The sequence below is a fragment of the Bacillus massiliglaciei genome, from assembly GCF_900098925.1.
Classification (GTDB): Bacteria; Bacillota; Bacilli; order Bacillales; family DSM-1321; genus Peribacillus; species Peribacillus massiliglaciei.
Map to the genome: position 1 here is coordinate 310,813 of NZ_LT622358.1, position 16,546 is coordinate 327,358.

A 16,546-nucleotide genomic window follows, 5' to 3' on the forward strand; every position below is an offset into this window, starting at 1 on the left:
TTTCCTTAGTACATGTTCACCTAAGGATTCATAACCTACTAATGAAGACAGCACATTTATAATTGAGAAAGGGGAAAACTTTTCATGTTTAATAATCAAAGAAATTGTTCGAAAGGTGCGGTAGGCGGAGCAGGCTTTCCAATGGGGGGCGGATTTCCTCAAGTAGCGGGTGCTTCAACAGGCTTTGATCCTATGGCGGGCGGCTTCGGCGGCTTTCCGATGGGAGGACCGTCTCAGGTTGCCCCGACTCAGGTTGCCCCTGCACAGGTATCTCCAACCCAGCATCAGGTAAATACTAATGTTTTTAATACAGTCGTTCCGCATGTGCATCCTTCTCATACTACAACTGTAAACAAGCAAATCTTCACTCACAAGCATTTCTTCCCGCATACGCAGTCCGTTGTGAATGAATGCTATAATCAGCATATGATTTGTAAAATGCCGCACCACAATCCTTGCTGCGGCCCGCACGGATTCTAATTATTTTGGAGAGGCTTAGCTTTTTTGCCTCTCTATACATAGCAGATAGGGTGAAAGGTTTATGAAAGTTTTATATGTGACTGGGTATAAGGCCTTTGAATTCGGGATCTTTAAAAATGATCATGAAGCTGTTCCGTTTATTAAAAAAGCAATACGCGGACGTCTGGAGACTCTCGTGGAAGACGGACTGGAATGGGTCATTATTTCTGGGCAATTAGGCACGGAGCTCTGGGCCGCTGAAGTAATTTTAGAAATGAAAGAAGAGAATGAACAGCTGCATTTAGGCATTATTACACCATATTTAAATCAAGAGGAAGGGTGGAACGAAACGAATCAGGATTTTTATCGAACATTAATAAGTCAAGCTGATTATACAGACGCCATTTATAAAAAGAACTATGAAGGTCCTTATCAATTAAAGGCGAAAAATCAGTTTATGGTCCAAAAAAGTGATGGGATGCTCATTGTCTATGATACGGAAAGAGAAGGATCACCTAAGTTTGCTCTGTCAGAAGCCCAAAAAAGAAAAGAAAAAGACGGGTATCCGATTTTTTCTATTACATTCGATGATCTTCAGCAGGCTGCTGAAGAAGACCGGTGGGCAGAGTAATCAGAACCTGTAAAAAGCAGTCCTATCAGGACGAAAATCCAGAATAAAATAGCGAAACCTTCTTTTTCGGATGATGTTTCATTGACAAATGGGCTGAGATTTGAAAAAATAATATAAAATATTGATGAATTGGCGAAAGTGTTGAGGTGACGTCTTATGTTGTCTGATAAGATCAAGTTAACGGCAAAAGATATTCTTGAAAAAGATTTTAAAACAGCAATGCGCGGATATAAGCCGGAAGAAGTAGATCAATTTCTTGATTTGATTATAAAAGACTATGAAGTGTTTTATCAGGAAATCGAAGATCTCAGACAGGAAAATCTCAGATTGAAAAAACAGTCTGAAGACCTGACGAAAAGGCCAAGCCAGCCGGCTCCTTCCGTGACACCGGGGACTACAAACTTTGATATCCTGAAACGTCTGTCAAACCTTGAAAAACATGTGTTTGGCAACAAATTGTACGATTGAGAAAGTATCTTCGGGAAAAAAGTATTTATTCCCATTGAGTTTTTTATGCAATTCAGTTATACTCAATAATGTTGTGTTAAACGTTCGGGTAATTGCTGCAGCCTTTGTGCTGTAGAGGAAAGTCCATGCTCGCACGGACTGCGATGTCCGTAGTGTTCGTGCCTGGCGAAAAAATAAGCCAGGGCAGCAGTGATACTGCTGACGGCCGGGAAAACACCTAAGTTCTCAGGATATGGTGTGAATACCTATAAAAGTGCCACAGTGACGGAGCTTTTCCAGAAATGGAAAAGGTGGAACGAGGTAAACCCCACGAGCGAGAAACCCAAATTAATGGTAGGGGCGCTTTCTTTCTCGGAAGTGAACGAGAAGAAGGACAAAGGCTTCATGCCTTTGTAGATAGATGATTACCGCCGAAGTACGAGACTTATCGTCGTTTGCAGTACTGAGGAACAAAACATGGCTTACAGGACGTTTCATACACATTCCTTATTGAATGACAGACTCTCCCGAATGGGGGAGTTTTTGTTTTCTAGTATGTTTTATTTTTGGGTAAACAGGAAATAACGTGTTTTTGTATATAAACCGGTTACCCTGTATAATGCAATTTGATGAGAATGTTTGGCAGGTATTGAGCTGAAAATGAAAGCAAAGTGCAAAAAATCAGCACATATGGTATGGTAACCGAAGGGTTCAGCCAGTCCACTTGTTATAAATCATAAGGCAGAAAAGTGCTGTATACATAAAGCCGCGAAAGGGAATCTTTTTATAGATTCGATAAGAGCAGGGACGCCGAATTTCAAAAAAGAAAAGAGTTCCAGGGGTTCAGTCATAGTGTATCGGGTCTCGTGAGTGTGAGCGGCTGGATTTTTGCTGACTGAAGCCCTGTGTGAATAGGAAAGCAGGTAGATGTATGAGACAACAATACGATATTATCGCGACAACGGCTATGGGCTTGGAGGCAATCGTTGCCAAAGAGGTCCGTAATCTTGGATATGAGTGCACCGTGGAAAATGGAAAAGTGATGTATAAAGGTGATGAAAGCGCCATTGCCCGTTCTAATCTTTGGCTGCGCAGTGCTGACCGGATTAAAATCAAAGTAGGCGAATTTAAAGCATATTCATTCGATGAGCTTTTCGAAAAGACGAAGGCGCTGGATTGGGAAGATTATCTGCCAATCGATGCAGAATTTCCTGTAAGCGGAAAATCGGTCAAATCTAAATTGTACAGTGTTCCGGACTGTCAGGCGATTGTGAAAAAAGCGATTGTGAACCGGATGAAGAATAGGCATAAGCAAGTAAGCTGGTTCGCTGAGAATGGTCCCTTATTTAAAATTGAAGTGTCCATTCTTAAAGATACGGTGACACTTACGTTGGATACAAGCGGAACCGGATTACACCGTCGGGGCTATCGAACCGACCAGGGGGAAGCCCCAATCAAGGAGACATTGGCAGCTGCTCTTGTCATGCTGACAAATTGGAATGCTGACAAGCCATTCATTGATCCCTTTTGCGGCTCTGGAACCATCCCGATTGAGGCAGCGCTTATTGGACAGAACATAGCCCCTGGCTTCAACCGTGAATTTGTTTCAGAAGCATGGGGATGGATGGGGGAAAAAGTTTGGGAAGAGGCACGGATGGAAGCTGAAGATTTAGCTAAATATGATCAGCCTCTTGATATAACTGGATCTGACATTGATCATCGCATGGTTGAAATAGCAAATGCGAACAGTTTTGAAGCTGGACTGGGTGATTTAATCCGTTTTAAACAAATGCAGGTGCGGGACATCTCAACTAGAAAAGAATATGGTGTGATTGTTGGAAATCCGCCATATGGTGAAAGACTGGGCGAAGAGAAAGCAGTGGAGCGAATGTACCGGGAAATGGGTCAGGCTTTTTCAAGTCTTGATACGTGGTCTATCTATATCATCACTTCTCATCCGAATTTTGAGCAGCTGTATGGCAAACCGGCAACGAAGAAACGCAAGTTGTTTAATGGGTTCATCCGGACGGACTACTATCAATATTGGGGAAAAAGAAAGCCAAGAGAAAATTAAAGGTTTCTTCGAATCTCTGCAGAAATGTTTTGGATAAGGCAGCGCTTTTTTAATTGGCTGAAAATATCCTAAGAATTCATGCTGTATAAGATAAGGGAAAAGATTAACAGGGTGCCGCACCCTAAAGTTAGAGTTCAAAATCTAACTTTAGGGGTTCGGCACCCAAATGTTTTTTTTAAGAAGAAAGAAGCAAGAGGGAACAACAGAGCTGAAGGCCGGTTCTTCAAAAGAAACTCTGTTCTCCAGGCTGTCAGGCTCCTGAAAAAAAGGAACTTAAGTCATGAAATACACTTTCTTATCCCGATATAAAATTAAAAGATGAATCCGCTGTCATTCCCCTGATATTTCATCGTTTCCATCCTTGCTTATCATTTCCTATTCTGTTATGCTATAAGTGAATTATTTTTGTTCATAATATAAGGTACATAAGTATTAAGCTTTTGATCCTCATATTCAAAGAGCAAGGATAGTAATACAATGTGTGGAAAGCACACTAGGAGGCAGCAATAATGGAACAAGGTAAAGTAAAATGGTTTAACGCAGAAAAAGGTTTTGGATTTATCGAGCGCGAAGGCGGAGACGATGTATTCGTACATTTCTCAGCAATCCAAGGCGAAGGCTTCAAGACTCTTGAAGAAGGCCAAGATGTAACTTTTGAAGTGGAACAAGGACAACGCGGACCACAAGCTTCAAACGTTCAAAAAGCATAATTGAATTGAACAGCCAAATAGGGCAGACCCTTTTTTAAGGGTCTGCTTTTTAATTTGGCAAAAAAGTTGACGGTATATCTAAATTAAAGGATAATAAAGTTTTGACTGTATATTAAAAAAAGAATTCTTGATTTTAGATATAACGCTAACAAAGGGGAGAACAATTTGGTTAAAACATTGCCTTTTCCGGTAACAAAAGAAGATTCGTTTTATGACAGGCTATCAGAATGGATTGGAGATGTTTTTTACGATATTCTTCCAGACAAGGGATTCGAGCTTCGTGATGAGCAGGTTTTCATGGCTTTTCAATTAGAGAAAGCTTTTAAAGAAAAGAAGGTCAGTTTTGCGGAGGCGGGCGTAGGAACTGGAAAAACGCTTGTGTATTTGCTGTATGCGATCTGTTATGCCAGGTATGCGAATAAACCTGCGATTATTTCCTGTGCTGACGAAACTCTGATTGAGCAGCTCGTAAAGGAAGGCGGGGATATCCAGAAGATTAAGGATGCCCTCGGTATCACAGTGGATGTCAGACTGGCCAAATATCATGACCAATATGTCTGCTTGAATAAACTGGACTATGCTGTAAACCATGAGGATTCAGAAGCTATTGATCAATTGTATGATGAACTCCCTAAATTTGTAATGGACCATTCTTCCATGGCCTCTTATACGCCATATGGAGACCGTAAACAATACCCTTATCTGAATGATGAAGATTGGGCCAAAGTAGGCTGGGACTCATTGCAGAACTGCTTTACATGTGAGAAACGCCAGCGCTGCGGACAGACCCTTTCCCGAGATCATTATCGGAAATCCACTGATTTGATTATCTGTTCTCATGATTTTTACATGGAACATATTTGGACGAAAGAAAAGCGAAAAAGGGAGGGCCAGCTGCCCCTTCTGCCTGAGCACAGCTGTGTTGTTTTCGATGAAGGACATTTATTGGAATTTTCTGCCCAAAAGGCTTTGACATATAAGGTTGGCGAAGAGACACTGGAGACCGTTCTGGAATTATTGTCAGGGAATGAAATTCAGGAAGAAACGCTGTATACAGTTGAGGATATAGTCGATATTAATTCTGAATTTTTCTCTGTATTAAAAACCGAAGCCATTCCAGTCAAAGGTTCCACTCGATTTGAAATCCCTGAATTGCCGAAAATCCGACAATTAGCTGCGAACCTTAAAGAAAAGATTGAAGAGCTGGAGGAAAAACTGGTTTTTGAATCTGAAATGTACACGATCAATGATTATGACCTGAAAGTAACAGAGGAATATTTAGAACAGCTGGGCTATTCGCTTTCGCTCTATTTGAAAAATGAGAAAGCCGTTGTCTGGTTTGAAGAAAACCAGGGAACGAGAACGCTTGTGATTATGCCGAGACTTGTGCAGGAAATCTTGAAAGAACAGGTTTTCTCTAAAAAAATTCCTTATATCTTTTCATCTGCGACATTATCAGATAATAAGTCCTTCCAATATATTGCTGACAGCCTTGGCATCTCAGATTACCTAAGTTTTTCTGTTGAGTCGCCTTTTGATTACGACGAGTCGATGAACATTAAGCTTCCTGCTTTTGATGAAAGTGACCGTCAGGCAAAGATGGCGTATACGATGGGAACAATAGAAGAAAATGAAGGACGCACACTTGTCCTCTTCCAATCACAGGAAGACCTTGAGTGGTTTAAGCAGACAGCAGAAAAAAGCAGTTTCCCGTTTTTCTATGAAGGAGATGCGGAAATTAGTGAAATTGTGAAGAAGTTTCAGGAAAATGAGCATTCTGTTCTTCTTTCTTATCATTTATGGGAAGGGCTTGATATACCAGGACCATCTCTCCAGAATGTGGTTATCTTCTCGCTGCCATTCCCGCCGCATGATCCCGTTTTTTCAGCAAAAAGAAAGGCTGCTTTACATCCGTTTGAAGAAGTAGATCTGCCATACATGCTGCTGAGACTGAGACAGGGGATCGGCAGGCTGATCCGTACTCAGGAGGATTCAGGATCTGTTCATATACTGCTGAACCAGAACCTTAACGAAAATGTCAGTAAGAAAATTCACGAAGTATTGCCTGCTGACGTACAATAGCGTGATGACCAAGGGTTTAACAAGCCCTTGGTTTTTTGTGTTTGAAGATTTGGCAGAATTTTCTGCGGTTTATGGTAAAATAAGAGGTGAAAGGGGGTCATATAAATGACTATGAATAACAAAAAGGCAGAACAAGAATTTCACGCTTATGTGAAAAAAATGGATTCATATAGGGAAGCGCTTGCCCTGATCGGCTGGGATTTAAGAACCGGCGCCCCGAAAAAAGGAATAAATCAGCGTTCTGAGGTAATCGGGACGCTTTCTTCTGAACTGTTCCATATGAGTACAAGTGAAGAAATGGCTCATTTCATTGCGGTCTTGTCACCTGATACGCTAAAATCCTCTTTATCACCGATTACAAATAAGATGATTGAAGAATGCAGGAAAGAATATGAACGGAATAAAAAGATTCCTGCTGATGAATATAAGGAATTTGTCATCCTGCAGTCTAAGTCGGAAAGCGCTTGGATGGAAGCGAAAGAAAAAGCAGATTTTTCTCTGTTTCAGCCATATTTAGAGAAAGTGGTGGACTATACAAGAAAATTTATTGATTATTGGGGATATGAAGATCATAAATATAATGTTCTTCTGGATCAATATGAACCTGGCATCACAGTGGAAGTTCTGGATAAGGTGTTTGCTGAACTTCGAATAAGTATAGTGCCTTTAGTGCAGGCAACAGCTGAGAGTAAAAACCACCCAAAAACCGATTTTCTCTATGACCGTTTTCCAAAAGAGAAACAGAGAGAGTTCAGTTATGAGATTCTGCGAGAGCTGGGATATGATTTTGAAGCAGGCAGATTAGACGAGACGGTACATCCATTCGCAACTGGCATCAATCGGGGAGATGTCAGAATTACGACCCGTTATGATGAAAATGATTTCCGCGGTGCTGTTTTCGGCACGATACATGAATGCGGCCATGCGATTTATGAACAGAATATCTCAACAGAATTAACAGGCACGCTGCTTGATTCAGGCACTTCTTATGGAATCCATGAATCACAGTCTCTATTTTTTGAAAACTTTATCGGCCGGAATCTTCATTTCTGGGAAAAGAACTATGCTTTGCTGCAGGAATATGCTCCAGATCAATTTAAGGGGATTGAGTTAGTTGAATTTTACAGAGGGATCAATGAAACGAAGCCTTCCCTGATCCGTGTAGATGCGGACGAACTTACATACACGCTGCATATCATGATTCGCTATGAATTGGAAAAATCCTTATTCAGCGGAGAGTTGGAAGTGAAAGACCTTCCCGAGGCATGGAACAAAAAATATAAAGAATACTTGGGCGTGACACCAGAACATGACGGGGTCGGCGTGCTGCAGGACATTCATTGGTCTGATGGCAGTTTCGGCTATTTCCCATCCTACGCATTAGGGTATATCTATGCCGCTCAAATCAAACAGGCCATGCTGAAGGATCTGCCAAATTTTGATTCATTGTTGGCAAAAGGTGATATAACACCAATTAGACAGTGGCTGAATGAGAAAGTTCATACATTCGGCAAAACGAAAAAACCTTTAGAAATTCTTGAAGCTGTAACGGGAGAAGGGCTGAATGCTCAGCACTTGATTACCTATCTTCAGGAGAAATATCAGACGATTTATCAGTTGCAATAATAGACAGCTGCGATTGATAAAAGCGAATATTAACTATAATATTTAAAGAAATATTCGTTTTTTTAACAAAATTCCTTTTCAAAAGAGGAGATTCCTGCTATAATTCAGATATCTTAATAAGCATTCACTCATATAATCGCAGGAATAGGGCCTGCAAGTTTCTACCGGATTACCGTAAATGATTCGACTATGAGTGGGGAATAATTCTGCTGGCTAAAGACTGCGCTATATTTGCTGATTGCGTCTATTCATGCCCGGGAACTATTGTCTCACTCTGGGGAGCGGCAATAGTTCCCGGTTTTTTGTTTTTATAAACTGTTTAAACGGGTCCTGCTGATTATGGATTGTATGCAGTTATTTTTTCTAACTTGGGAGGGGCAGCATGGAGCTTTTAAAACAAAAAATCATAGCAGAAGGACAAGCCTTATCTGAAAGTATTTTGAAGGTGGATTCATTTCTCAATCATCAAATGGATCCGGTGCTGATGAGGGAAATAGGAAAAGAGTTTGCAAGAAAATTTCAAGACAGCCAGGTTACAAAAGTGCTGACAATTGAATCTTCTGGAATTGGACCCGGGTTGATGACGGCTCTTGAACTTGGAGTTCCCATGATTTTCGCACGCAAGCGCAAATCTCTGACATTGACTGAAGACTTGCTGACTGCATCCGTGCATTCCTATACAAAGAAAGAAACAAATGAGATTACAGTTTCTAATAAATATATTGAAAAAGCAGACAAAGTTTTGATTATCGACGACTTTCTTGCCGTTGGGCAGGCTGCCAGGGGTCTTGCGGAAATTTGCCACCAGGTAGGAGCAGAAGTTGCCGGATTTGGGATTGTCATAGAAAAAGCTTTTCAGAATGGCGGGAAAGAGCTCAGGGAACAGGGATATAAAGTGGAATCACTGGCTAGAATTAAATCTCTTGAACCGGGGAAAATCGATTTTTTAAACACAGAGGTGATTCACAATGTCTAAACAGTCTCCTTATAAAATCGCTTCTCTCGGATTGCAGCATGTGTTGGCAATGTATGCGGGCGCCGTCATTGTTCCGCTAATTGTCGGTGGAAGCCTTGGGCTGCCAGCGGATCAGCTGACATATTTGGTTTCCATTGATATTTTAATGTGCGGTATTGCGACCATCTTTCAAGTATGGAAAAATAAATTCTTCGGCATTGGCCTCCCTATCATGCTTGGGTGTACATTTACTGCCGTTTTTCCGATGATTTCTATCGGAAAAGATTATGGGATTACCTCCATTTATGGAGCTATTATTGCTTCAGGAGTCATTGTTCTGCTTATCAGCCCGTTTTTCGGCAGGCTGGCGCGTTTTTTCCCGCCGGTGGTAACCGGATCGTTGGTAACGATCATCGGAATCACACTTATCCCTGTTGCCATCAACCATATGGGCGGAGGAGAAGGGGCAAAGGACTTCGGCTCATTAGAAAATATTTCTCTCGCTTTTGGAACTTTGCTGTTCATCATTTCGATTTATAAGTTTGCAAGCGGGTTTATCCGTTCGATCGCTATCCTTCTTGGTTTGCTTGCCGGTACGATTGCCGCTGCCTTCATGGGAAAGGTAAACCTAAGTGCAGTTGCCGAAGCTTCATGGGTCCATATTCCTCATCCGTTATACTTTGGGATACCGACATTTGACATGACAGCCATTATAACAATGACCTTAGTTGCGATTGTCAATTTGGTTGAATCGACTGGTGTCTATTATGCGCTTGGAGAAATTACCGGCCGTAAAATCGGAAAAGAAGATTTAACAAAGGGATATCGGGCAGAAGGACTGGCCATTATCCTTGGCGGCTTATTCAATGCGTTTCCTTATACAGCGTTTTCGCAAAATGTCGGACTTATCCAGCTTTCAGGGGCAAAAGGCAGGAATGTTATTTTCACTGCTGCTGGCATGCTTGTGGCGATCGGCTTTCTGCCAAAAATCGGCGCCTTGACAACGGTCATTCCTTCTTCTGTCCTTGGCGGAGCTATGATTGCGATGTTCGGTATGGTTATTGCAGCAGGGATCAAAATGCTGTCTGCAGTCAATTTTGCTTCCCAGGAAAATCTTTTGATTATCGCCTGTTCTGTTGGTATGGGTTTAGGTGTGACAGTGGTCCCTGAACTGTTCGCTCAGCTTCCGTCCAGCCTGCAGGTCCTGACCGGCAACGGGATTGTAGCCGGCAGCTTCACAGCGATTTTATTAAATATCCTATTTAATCTTTTGCCTGGCAAACGGAAAGCAGAGCTTCCGGCGGCCGTTTTGGAGAGAAAAATCTCCTGAAAAAGCCGTCATCAAGTTCCTTTCACCTGAATATAATGCGTTATTCAGTATGAAAGAAAGTGATAGGATGGAAAGGAAGTACTGCCTTCATTGCCAAACGCTTCAGACAAATGAACAAGCGTGTGATATTTGCGGGAAACGGGATTTACAGACCATCATCATCCGCATTCAGAATCAGGATTCAAATATGAAGGAACAGTAAAAGGAAGAAGGTTCTGCGGCAATCCATAAGGATTTTCCAGCAGAGCCTTTTCGTTTTTTCTTTTGCCTGCTGTCTGTCCTAATGAATAAAAAAAGAAGATTTGGGTACATTATCCATATCTTACTTGAAGGTGTGATTAGATGCCGTTCGTCTTATCCGTTTCCCATATAGATTTGCCTTACGCCCTGACACAGGAGACAGTCAGGGAATTTTCAAGAGAGTTGTTCGGGAGCTCTTTTACGAATATTGACCGGCTGCTGAAAGTATTTAAAAACGGTCAGGTAGAAAATCGTTTTCTTTCTAATGATCTGGATTGGTTTAAAAAAGATCATACATTTGAGGAGAAAAATGATCTGTACATAGAACAGGCAGTTCAATACGGAGCTATAGCAGTGAAGGACTGCCTTGAAAATGAGCAGTTTTTAGATGCTCCCGTTTCTGCTGCTGATATTGATGCCTTTATATTTGTCTCAAGCACAGGCGTTGCCACTCCCTCCATTGAGGCACGTATCATGAATATCCTGCCCATTAACCCCCACGCAAAGAGGATTCCTTTATGGGGGCTCGGCTGTGCAGGGGGAGGAAGCGGATTGTCCCGGGCATTTGAATATTGCAAGGCGTATCCAAAAGCGAAAGTGCTCGTCCTGACTGTTGAATTATGCAGTTTGACTTTTCAGAAAAATGATGTATCAAAAAGTAATTTAATTGGTACTTCGCTTTTTTCCGATGGTGTGGCCTGTGCATTGATATGCGGTGATGAAGCGGCTGAAGGAATACGTACAAAGCGAGAAGAACGGTTTTCAATCCTGGACACTCAATCTACCCTTATGCCGGATTCCCTGGATGTCATGGGCTGGAATGTGAAAAATGAAGGGCTGTATGTTATTTTTTCAAAAGATATCCCTTCCATTGTAGAAAATTGGCTGAAGCCGAATGTGTTAACCTTTTTACAAGCCAACAGTATTTTCTTGGAGGATATCGCTCATTTTATTGCCCATCCAGGAGGGAAGAAGGTTATTGAGGCTTATGAAGAAGCCCTTGGATTTGGCCCTGAGATGACCAAAATCTCCATGGATATTCTTAAGAATTACGGAAATATGTCATCGGCTACCATTCTTTATGTATTGGAAAGACATTTGGAGCTTGGTCCTGATGATGGAGAATATGGACTTGCGGCCGCATTGGGACCTGGATTTTCATCAGAACTTCTGCTGATGAGGTGGATTTCATGATTTTCGCAGTCTTTATTGTTTTCTTGTGCATTCAGAGACTCACCGAATTGGTGATAGCTAAGAATAATGAAAAAGCGCTAAAAGCCGAAGGAGCCATAGAATATGGGAAATCTCATTACCCTTGGATGGTTTCCATGCATGCCGCTTTTTTTATATCTCTTATCCTGGAAGTTTACCTGAAAGGATTTGAACTCTCAAAACTTTGGCCCTTTTGGCTGACGATTTTTTTGTTTGCTCAGGCGGGAAGGTTTTGGGTAATTAAGACTTTAGGGAAATACTGGAATACAAAAATTATTGTTCTCAGCGATGCAAAAGTGGTTGCCGCAGGCCCGTATAAATATATAAAGCACCCGAACTATGCCATAGTGGCAACCGAAATTCTCGTTATATCTTTATTATTTAATGCTTTCTTTACAGCAGTTGTTTTTTCACTCCTCAATTTATGGATGATGTCTGTAAGAATTCCTTTGGAAGAAAAGGCTTTGAAAAGCCATACTGGATATGGGGAAGTTTTTAGGGGAAAATAAAATCATATTCCTTATTGAAAATGATTCTCGTTCGTGATACTATGTAATTGAAGATGAAAATTGTTCTCAATTAATGAATGACACAAACGATAAACCAATAAAAATTTTAAAAAGGATGGTGTACATAATGGTCTGGTTATTTGTCTTAATGACAGTGGCTGTTTATTGCCTTGTAACAAAATATATACTCGGAAATATTCAGCGAAAGTCCGTGAAGACTTCGGTTCAGCATAAGGCTGCTGCCAAAAATGATAAGATGGTCGTTTTGACTGCACATCCTTCAGCCAGGTAAATACCTGGTTTTTTTTATGTCTGAAAATGGCTTCTCTGTCATCTAACTGTGTAATTCACCGGCGAAATCGTATACAATGAAATAGATAAAATTTCACGATAATTAAGGGGTATGGAATTCATGAGCCAACAAATGAAGCAACAATCTATGCTGGATGTCCTTACAGGTGTATATGATTCCTTTCGGGATGCAGGAGATGCAGGAAATGCCGAAAAAATGAAGCAATTAATTTTAAAACAACATAAAGGGGAGTACATTCTTGCCTTTTGCGGTCATTTCTCAGCAGGAAAATCAACGATGATTAATTTCCTCCTTGGAAAAGATGTATTGCCTTCAAGCCCGATTCCGACCAGTGCCAATACGGTAAAGGTTCAAAAAGGGGAAAACTACGCAAAAGTGATGTATAAAGACCGGGCACCAGTTATTTTCCCGGCACCTTACGACTTTAAAGAAATCAAAAAATTCGCAAAAGACGGGGAAGCGGTAACTTCTATTACGATCAGTTCAGATGATTTCCCGCTTCCTGATTCCTGTGCCATTATGGATACGCCCGGCATTGATTCAACAGATGATGCCCACAGGGTATCAACAGAATCGGCGCTTCATCTGGCAGACGCTGTCTTTTATGTCATGGATTATAACCATGTACAGTCAGAGGTTAACTTTCTATTTACAAAGGAATTAATCGAAGCAGGGAAGCCTACCTATTTAGTGATTAATATGATTGATAAGCATGATCCGAATGAGCTGAGCTTTGAAGATTTCAAAATGTCCGTTTCCAATGCTTTTGCCAATTGGAGTGTTTTTCCTGACGGCATTTTTTATACTTCCGTTCGGGATCTTGAACGTGAAGGAAATGAAATTGCCGCAGTAAAACGTTTTATCATAGAATTAGCGGGCAAGAAAACGGAAAATGAATCGTATCTGACGTCAGCAAAGCTTCTGGTTGAAAAGCATGTAGAGTGGCTTAGGGGAAACCTTGAAGAAGAGCATTCGGACGATTTAGCGCTCCTTACAGACCTCACACAGGAAGAATTAACAGAAATGAACGAAGAGCTCGACTCCTTAAACAGTTTGGAGAAATCCTTGACTGATAAAAGGGAAAAGGTGACAGGTCTTGTGGAGAAAGAACTGGAAGCGATCCTTGATAATGCGTATTTGATGCCTGCATCCACACGGGATCTGGCCAGAGAATACTTGGAATCTAGACAGCCAGATTTTAAAATGGGTGTATTTTTTGCGAAAAAGAAAACGGATGCGGAGCGGGAAGCAAGGAAGGAAGCTTTCTTGGCTGATCTGCAGGAAAAAGCGAAAACCCAGCTGGAATGGCATTTAAAAGAATGGGCAGTGAAAGTTTTGGCTGAAGCGGAAGTGCATGATCCGTCCTTGGAACAGTCAGCTCAGAATTTTGAATTAAATCTGACTGAGGAGTTCATCAGGGGCATCACGAAAGCTCAAGTTTCGATAACAGGTGAATATGTGCTTAACTACACAAAAGATGTATCCGATGCCATTAAAAGAAAGGCAAGGATGATGGCGGATGAATTCATAAAAGCACTCTTTCTGTTAATGGATCGCAAATCCGAGGAGCAGCTTCAGTCAATCGGCACTGAGAAAGAGAAATATGAAAAGTTTGAAAAAGCGCTGGCCGCATCTGATGAGATGAGCAATCAAGTGAAAGCGCGAAGGGAAGAGCTGGAATCTCTGCTGTCTGGGAACAGGCAAGGCTTGAATCCAGAACAGATCGGAGCTTTACTGGATGCCTGGGAAAAGGAAGAACATCTCGTAACTGTTAAAACGATGGACAATATAACCGGAGAGCAGGATGCCGGCAGGGAAACTGTACGGAAGACAAATAGAGAAGAAAAAGAGATTGTTAAGACTCAGCCTAAGACTTCCGGACAGACTGCTGTCGGCGGGAAAGAAAAATTGAACCGTACTGCAGCTGCCCTTCTGGAGACTGGAAGGCTGATTGAACCTCTCAGGGGATTCCATTCTCTGCAGAAGGAATTAAAAGAAAAAGCGCACAGACTGGAGAAGCAGACTTTTACCGTTGCTCTATTCGGTGCATTCAGTGCAGGAAAATCTTCCTTTGCCAATGCACTGATGGGTGCCAATGTACTTCCGGTCTCGCCGAACCCTACAACTGCCGCGATTAATAGAATCTTGGCAGCGAATGAGGAACATGCCCATGGAACGGCTGATGTAAGATTAAAAACAGCAGAAATGCTGCTTGCCGACGTTTCAATTGCCCTCAAGGCATTTGGAAAGCGTGCAGCAACTCTTGAGGAAGCACACTCTCTTGCCGGAGAGATTACAGCAAAAGCAGACGGCAGAGAAGAAGGAAAGACCCATTTATCGTTCCTGGATGCTTTCTACAGAGGGATGCCGGCTTATAAAGAACAGCTTGGCCAGATAATAACTGTAGACCTGGACGGCTTCAGAAGTTTTGCTGCAGAGGAATCGAAGTCATGTCTCGTTGATTTAATAGAATTGTATTATGATTGCCCGATGACTAAACAGGGAATGGTCCTTGTTGATACACCGGGAGCAGATTCGATTAATGCCCGCCATACAGGGGCTGCCTTTGAATATATCAAAAATTCGGATGCCATTCTGTTTGTGACGTATTACAATCACCCATTCTCAAAAGCCGACAGAGAATTTCTGATTCAGCTTGGCAGGGTCAAGGATTCATTTGCGATGGATAAAATGTTCTTTATCGTTAATGCTGTCGATTTGGCACAAACCGAAGAGGAATTAGAGGAAGTGCTGGATTATGTGGAAAGTCAGCTGAACGGTTTCAGTATCCGTTTCCCTAAACTGTTTCCGCTCAGCAGTAAGGGAGCGCTCGCAGAAAAGCTTCATCCAGGCAATTTCAAGCATGCTTTTCTGTCTGACAGCGGCATCAATGCTTTCCAGGCGCAATTTGACCGCTTTATTGAACATGATTTGACCGATTTGGCCATACAATCGGCACAAGCTGCTATTAAGCGTACAGAAGAATTACTGACGGAAGTAATCGAGACTTCCAAACAGGATGGAAGTGCAAGGCAAAAAGCCCTTCTTTCCCTTGAAAAAGAATCGGAAGAGATTCATACAATCCTTTCAGGGATTACAGCTGATACAGAAAAGCAGCGCTTGAAAAAGGAAATCGATGAGCTGGCTTTCTACAGCAAACAGCGGGTATTTTTACGTTTTACGGATTTCTTCAAGGAATCATTTAATCCTGCAGTCATAAAGGATGATGGACAGGATCACAAAGAAGTTTTGAAAAAAGCTGCTGCGAATTTGCTTGAAGCACTTGGTTTTGATCTTGCACAGGAGATGAGAGCAACCTCTCTTCGGGCCGAAATGTATGTCCAGAAACTTATTAAGGAAAAACAAGCGGCAATCATTCAGCAAATGAAAAAGGTGAAGAAAAGCATTTCCCTTCAGGAATATGAAGCGAAAACGAGAGAAACACCAGAATTCACCAGAGCCTTTTCAAATTTAGGTGCAGGAGATTTCAAAAAAGAGCTCTCCCTTTTCCGTAATCCAAAAGCGTTTTTTGAAAAAAATGAAAAAGTGAAGATGGCGGAGGCCTTGCAAAAAAGGCTGGATGAGCCTGCTGTAGAGTACGTGACAGAGCAGGGTAACAGACTTTTTGCAACATATAGTGAGCTTCTGGAACATGAAATCGTATCCCTTCAGACAGACAGTAAAGAACAAACAGCAGAAATGTTCTCAGGACTGAGGGCTGTTTTGGAAGAAACAGTGGATATTGCTTTGCTCGAAGGGATCCTTCAGAAGATTAAGCAAATGGAAAACGGTGAGTAACAAGTTACTGAAATAAAGAAAGAAAAAGCCGAATAGACAGATGGGGTTATTAATCTGTCTATTGCGGTTTTTTTCATTAGATTTTTTTATAACGATGTACAGCAAGCCGATTTATGGGTGTACTAGATTGACTTTATACCCCTGCGTGTATAATATGGAG

The 16,546-nt window shown here is 41.7% G+C and carries 14 protein-coding genes, 1 other RNA gene and 1 riboswitch; all 15 genes read left to right on the forward strand.

The features are described 5' to 3' along the window. Nucleotides 1–84 precede the first annotated feature (84 nt). The 15 genes from BQ4305_RS09940 to BQ4305_RS10000 all read left to right on the forward strand — a co-directional run bounded on the left by BQ4305_RS09940 (nucleotide 85) and on the right by BQ4305_RS10000 (nucleotide 16,386). A complete protein-coding gene (locus BQ4305_RS09940) occupies nucleotides 85–480 on the forward strand; it encodes a CotD family spore coat protein (RefSeq protein ID WP_234396924.1) in 396 nt (131 codons plus the stop codon). A 61-nt stretch (nucleotides 481–541) separates the two neighbouring features. Next, complete coding sequence (locus tag BQ4305_RS09945; protein WP_110927658.1) at nucleotides 542–1,090, forward strand: SLOG family protein; 549 nt, start codon at nucleotides 542–544, stop codon at nucleotides 1,088–1,090. 156 nt (nucleotides 1,091–1,246) lie between these two features. Then, nucleotides 1,247–1,558 (forward strand): cell division regulator GpsB, encoded by a 312-nt coding sequence (gene gpsB, locus BQ4305_RS09950; RefSeq protein ID WP_110927659.1) that lies wholly within the window; start codon nucleotides 1,247–1,249, stop codon nucleotides 1,556–1,558. A gap of 80 nt (nucleotides 1,559–1,638) precedes the next feature. Beyond that, nucleotides 1,639–2,027: RNase P RNA component class B (gene rnpB, locus BQ4305_RS09955), an RNA gene on the forward strand. Between the two features lie 441 nt (nucleotides 2,028–2,468). After that, nucleotides 2,469–3,611 carry a THUMP domain-containing class I SAM-dependent RNA methyltransferase gene (locus BQ4305_RS09960; protein WP_234396925.1) on the forward strand — a complete coding sequence of 381 codons (1,143 nt, stop codon included), beginning with the start codon at nucleotides 2,469–2,471 and terminating at the stop codon, nucleotides 3,609–3,611. A 509-nt stretch (nucleotides 3,612–4,120) separates the two neighbouring features. After that, nucleotides 4,121–4,321: a cold-shock protein gene (locus BQ4305_RS09965; protein ID WP_110927660.1), complete on the forward strand. Its 201-nt coding sequence runs from the start codon at nucleotides 4,121–4,123 to the stop codon at nucleotides 4,319–4,321. A 165-nt stretch (nucleotides 4,322–4,486) separates the two neighbouring features. Continuing rightward, nucleotides 4,487–6,403 carry an ATP-dependent DNA helicase gene (locus BQ4305_RS09970; RefSeq protein ID WP_110927661.1) on the forward strand — a complete coding sequence of 639 codons (1,917 nt, stop codon included), beginning with the start codon at nucleotides 4,487–4,489 and terminating at the stop codon, nucleotides 6,401–6,403. A 105-nt stretch (nucleotides 6,404–6,508) separates the two neighbouring features. Further along, the gene (locus BQ4305_RS09975) at nucleotides 6,509–8,029 is read left to right on the forward strand and encodes a carboxypeptidase M32 (protein ID WP_110927662.1); all 1,521 of its coding nucleotides are present in this window, start codon (nucleotides 6,509–6,511) and stop codon (nucleotides 8,027–8,029) included. A 108-nt stretch (nucleotides 8,030–8,137) separates the two neighbouring features. Further along, nucleotides 8,138–8,239, forward strand: a riboswitch (purine riboswitch). Nucleotides 8,240–8,411: 172 nt separating this feature from the next. Then, entirely contained in the window at nucleotides 8,412–9,005 is a 594-nt protein-coding gene (locus BQ4305_RS09980) for a xanthine phosphoribosyltransferase (protein WP_110927663.1), read from the forward strand. After that, nucleotides 8,998–10,314 (forward strand): nucleobase:cation symporter-2 family protein, encoded by a 1,317-nt coding sequence (locus tag BQ4305_RS09985; protein ID WP_110927664.1) that lies wholly within the window; start codon nucleotides 8,998–9,000, stop codon nucleotides 10,312–10,314. Before BQ4305_RS09980 ends, BQ4305_RS09985 begins: the two co-directional genes overlap by 8 nt. Nucleotides 10,315–10,363: 49 nt before the next feature. Further along, complete coding sequence (locus tag BQ4305_RS21435) at nucleotides 10,364–10,516, forward strand: hypothetical protein (RefSeq protein WP_199880642.1); 153 nt, start codon at nucleotides 10,364–10,366, stop codon at nucleotides 10,514–10,516. A gap of 140 nt (nucleotides 10,517–10,656) precedes the next feature. Next, the gene (locus BQ4305_RS09990) at nucleotides 10,657–11,748 is read left to right on the forward strand and encodes a type III polyketide synthase (protein WP_110927665.1); all 1,092 of its coding nucleotides are present in this window, start codon (nucleotides 10,657–10,659) and stop codon (nucleotides 11,746–11,748) included. Further along, nucleotides 11,745–12,275 (forward strand): isoprenylcysteine carboxyl methyltransferase family protein, encoded by a 531-nt coding sequence (locus tag BQ4305_RS09995; RefSeq protein ID WP_110927666.1) that lies wholly within the window; start codon nucleotides 11,745–11,747, stop codon nucleotides 12,273–12,275. The genes BQ4305_RS09990 and BQ4305_RS09995 overlap by 4 nt, the downstream gene beginning before the upstream one ends. A 127-nt stretch (nucleotides 12,276–12,402) precedes the next feature. Continuing rightward, nucleotides 12,403–12,567, forward strand: coding sequence for a hypothetical protein (locus BQ4305_RS21440; RefSeq protein WP_199880643.1), 165 nt, complete (start codon nucleotides 12,403–12,405; stop codon nucleotides 12,565–12,567). 120 nt (nucleotides 12,568–12,687) lie between these two features. Then, nucleotides 12,688–16,386 carry a dynamin family protein gene (locus tag BQ4305_RS10000; protein ID WP_199880644.1) on the forward strand — a complete coding sequence of 1,233 codons (3,699 nt, stop codon included), beginning with the start codon at nucleotides 12,688–12,690 and terminating at the stop codon, nucleotides 16,384–16,386. Nucleotides 16,387–16,546: the final 160 nt, after the last annotated feature.

Excerpts from the sequence above, each read along its gene's own strand:
- BQ4305_RS21435 (WP_199880642.1), top strand. The coding sequence starts at position 10,364 with ATGAAAGAAAGTGATAGGATGGAAAGGAAGTACTGCCTTCATTGCCAA.
- BQ4305_RS09945 (WP_110927658.1), top strand. The coding sequence starts at position 542 with ATGAAAGTTTTATATGTGACTGGGTATAAGGCCTTTGAATTCGGGATC.
- BQ4305_RS09985 (WP_110927664.1), top strand. The coding sequence starts at position 8,998 with ATGTCTAAACAGTCTCCTTATAAAATCGCTTCTCTCGGATTGCAGCAT.
- BQ4305_RS10000 (WP_199880644.1), top strand. The coding sequence starts at position 12,688 with ATGAGCCAACAAATGAAGCAACAATCTATGCTGGATGTCCTTACAGGT.
- BQ4305_RS09940 (WP_234396924.1), top strand. The coding sequence starts at position 85 with ATGTTTAATAATCAAAGAAATTGTTCGAAAGGTGCGGTAGGCGGAGCA.
- BQ4305_RS09960 (WP_234396925.1), top strand. The coding sequence starts at position 2,469 with ATGAGACAACAATACGATATTATCGCGACAACGGCTATGGGCTTGGAG.
- BQ4305_RS09975 (WP_110927662.1), top strand. The coding sequence starts at position 6,509 with ATGACTATGAATAACAAAAAGGCAGAACAAGAATTTCACGCTTATGTG.
- BQ4305_RS09995 (WP_110927666.1), top strand. The coding sequence starts at position 11,745 with ATGATTTTCGCAGTCTTTATTGTTTTCTTGTGCATTCAGAGACTCACC.
- BQ4305_RS09965 (WP_110927660.1), top strand. The coding sequence starts at position 4,121 with ATGGAACAAGGTAAAGTAAAATGGTTTAACGCAGAAAAAGGTTTTGGA.
- BQ4305_RS09980 (WP_110927663.1), top strand. The coding sequence starts at position 8,412 with ATGGAGCTTTTAAAACAAAAAATCATAGCAGAAGGACAAGCCTTATCT.
- BQ4305_RS21440 (WP_199880643.1), top strand. The coding sequence starts at position 12,403 with ATGGTCTGGTTATTTGTCTTAATGACAGTGGCTGTTTATTGCCTTGTA.
- BQ4305_RS09990 (WP_110927665.1), top strand. The coding sequence starts at position 10,657 with ATGCCGTTCGTCTTATCCGTTTCCCATATAGATTTGCCTTACGCCCTG.
- gpsB (WP_110927659.1), top strand. The coding sequence starts at position 1,247 with ATGTTGTCTGATAAGATCAAGTTAACGGCAAAAGATATTCTTGAAAAA.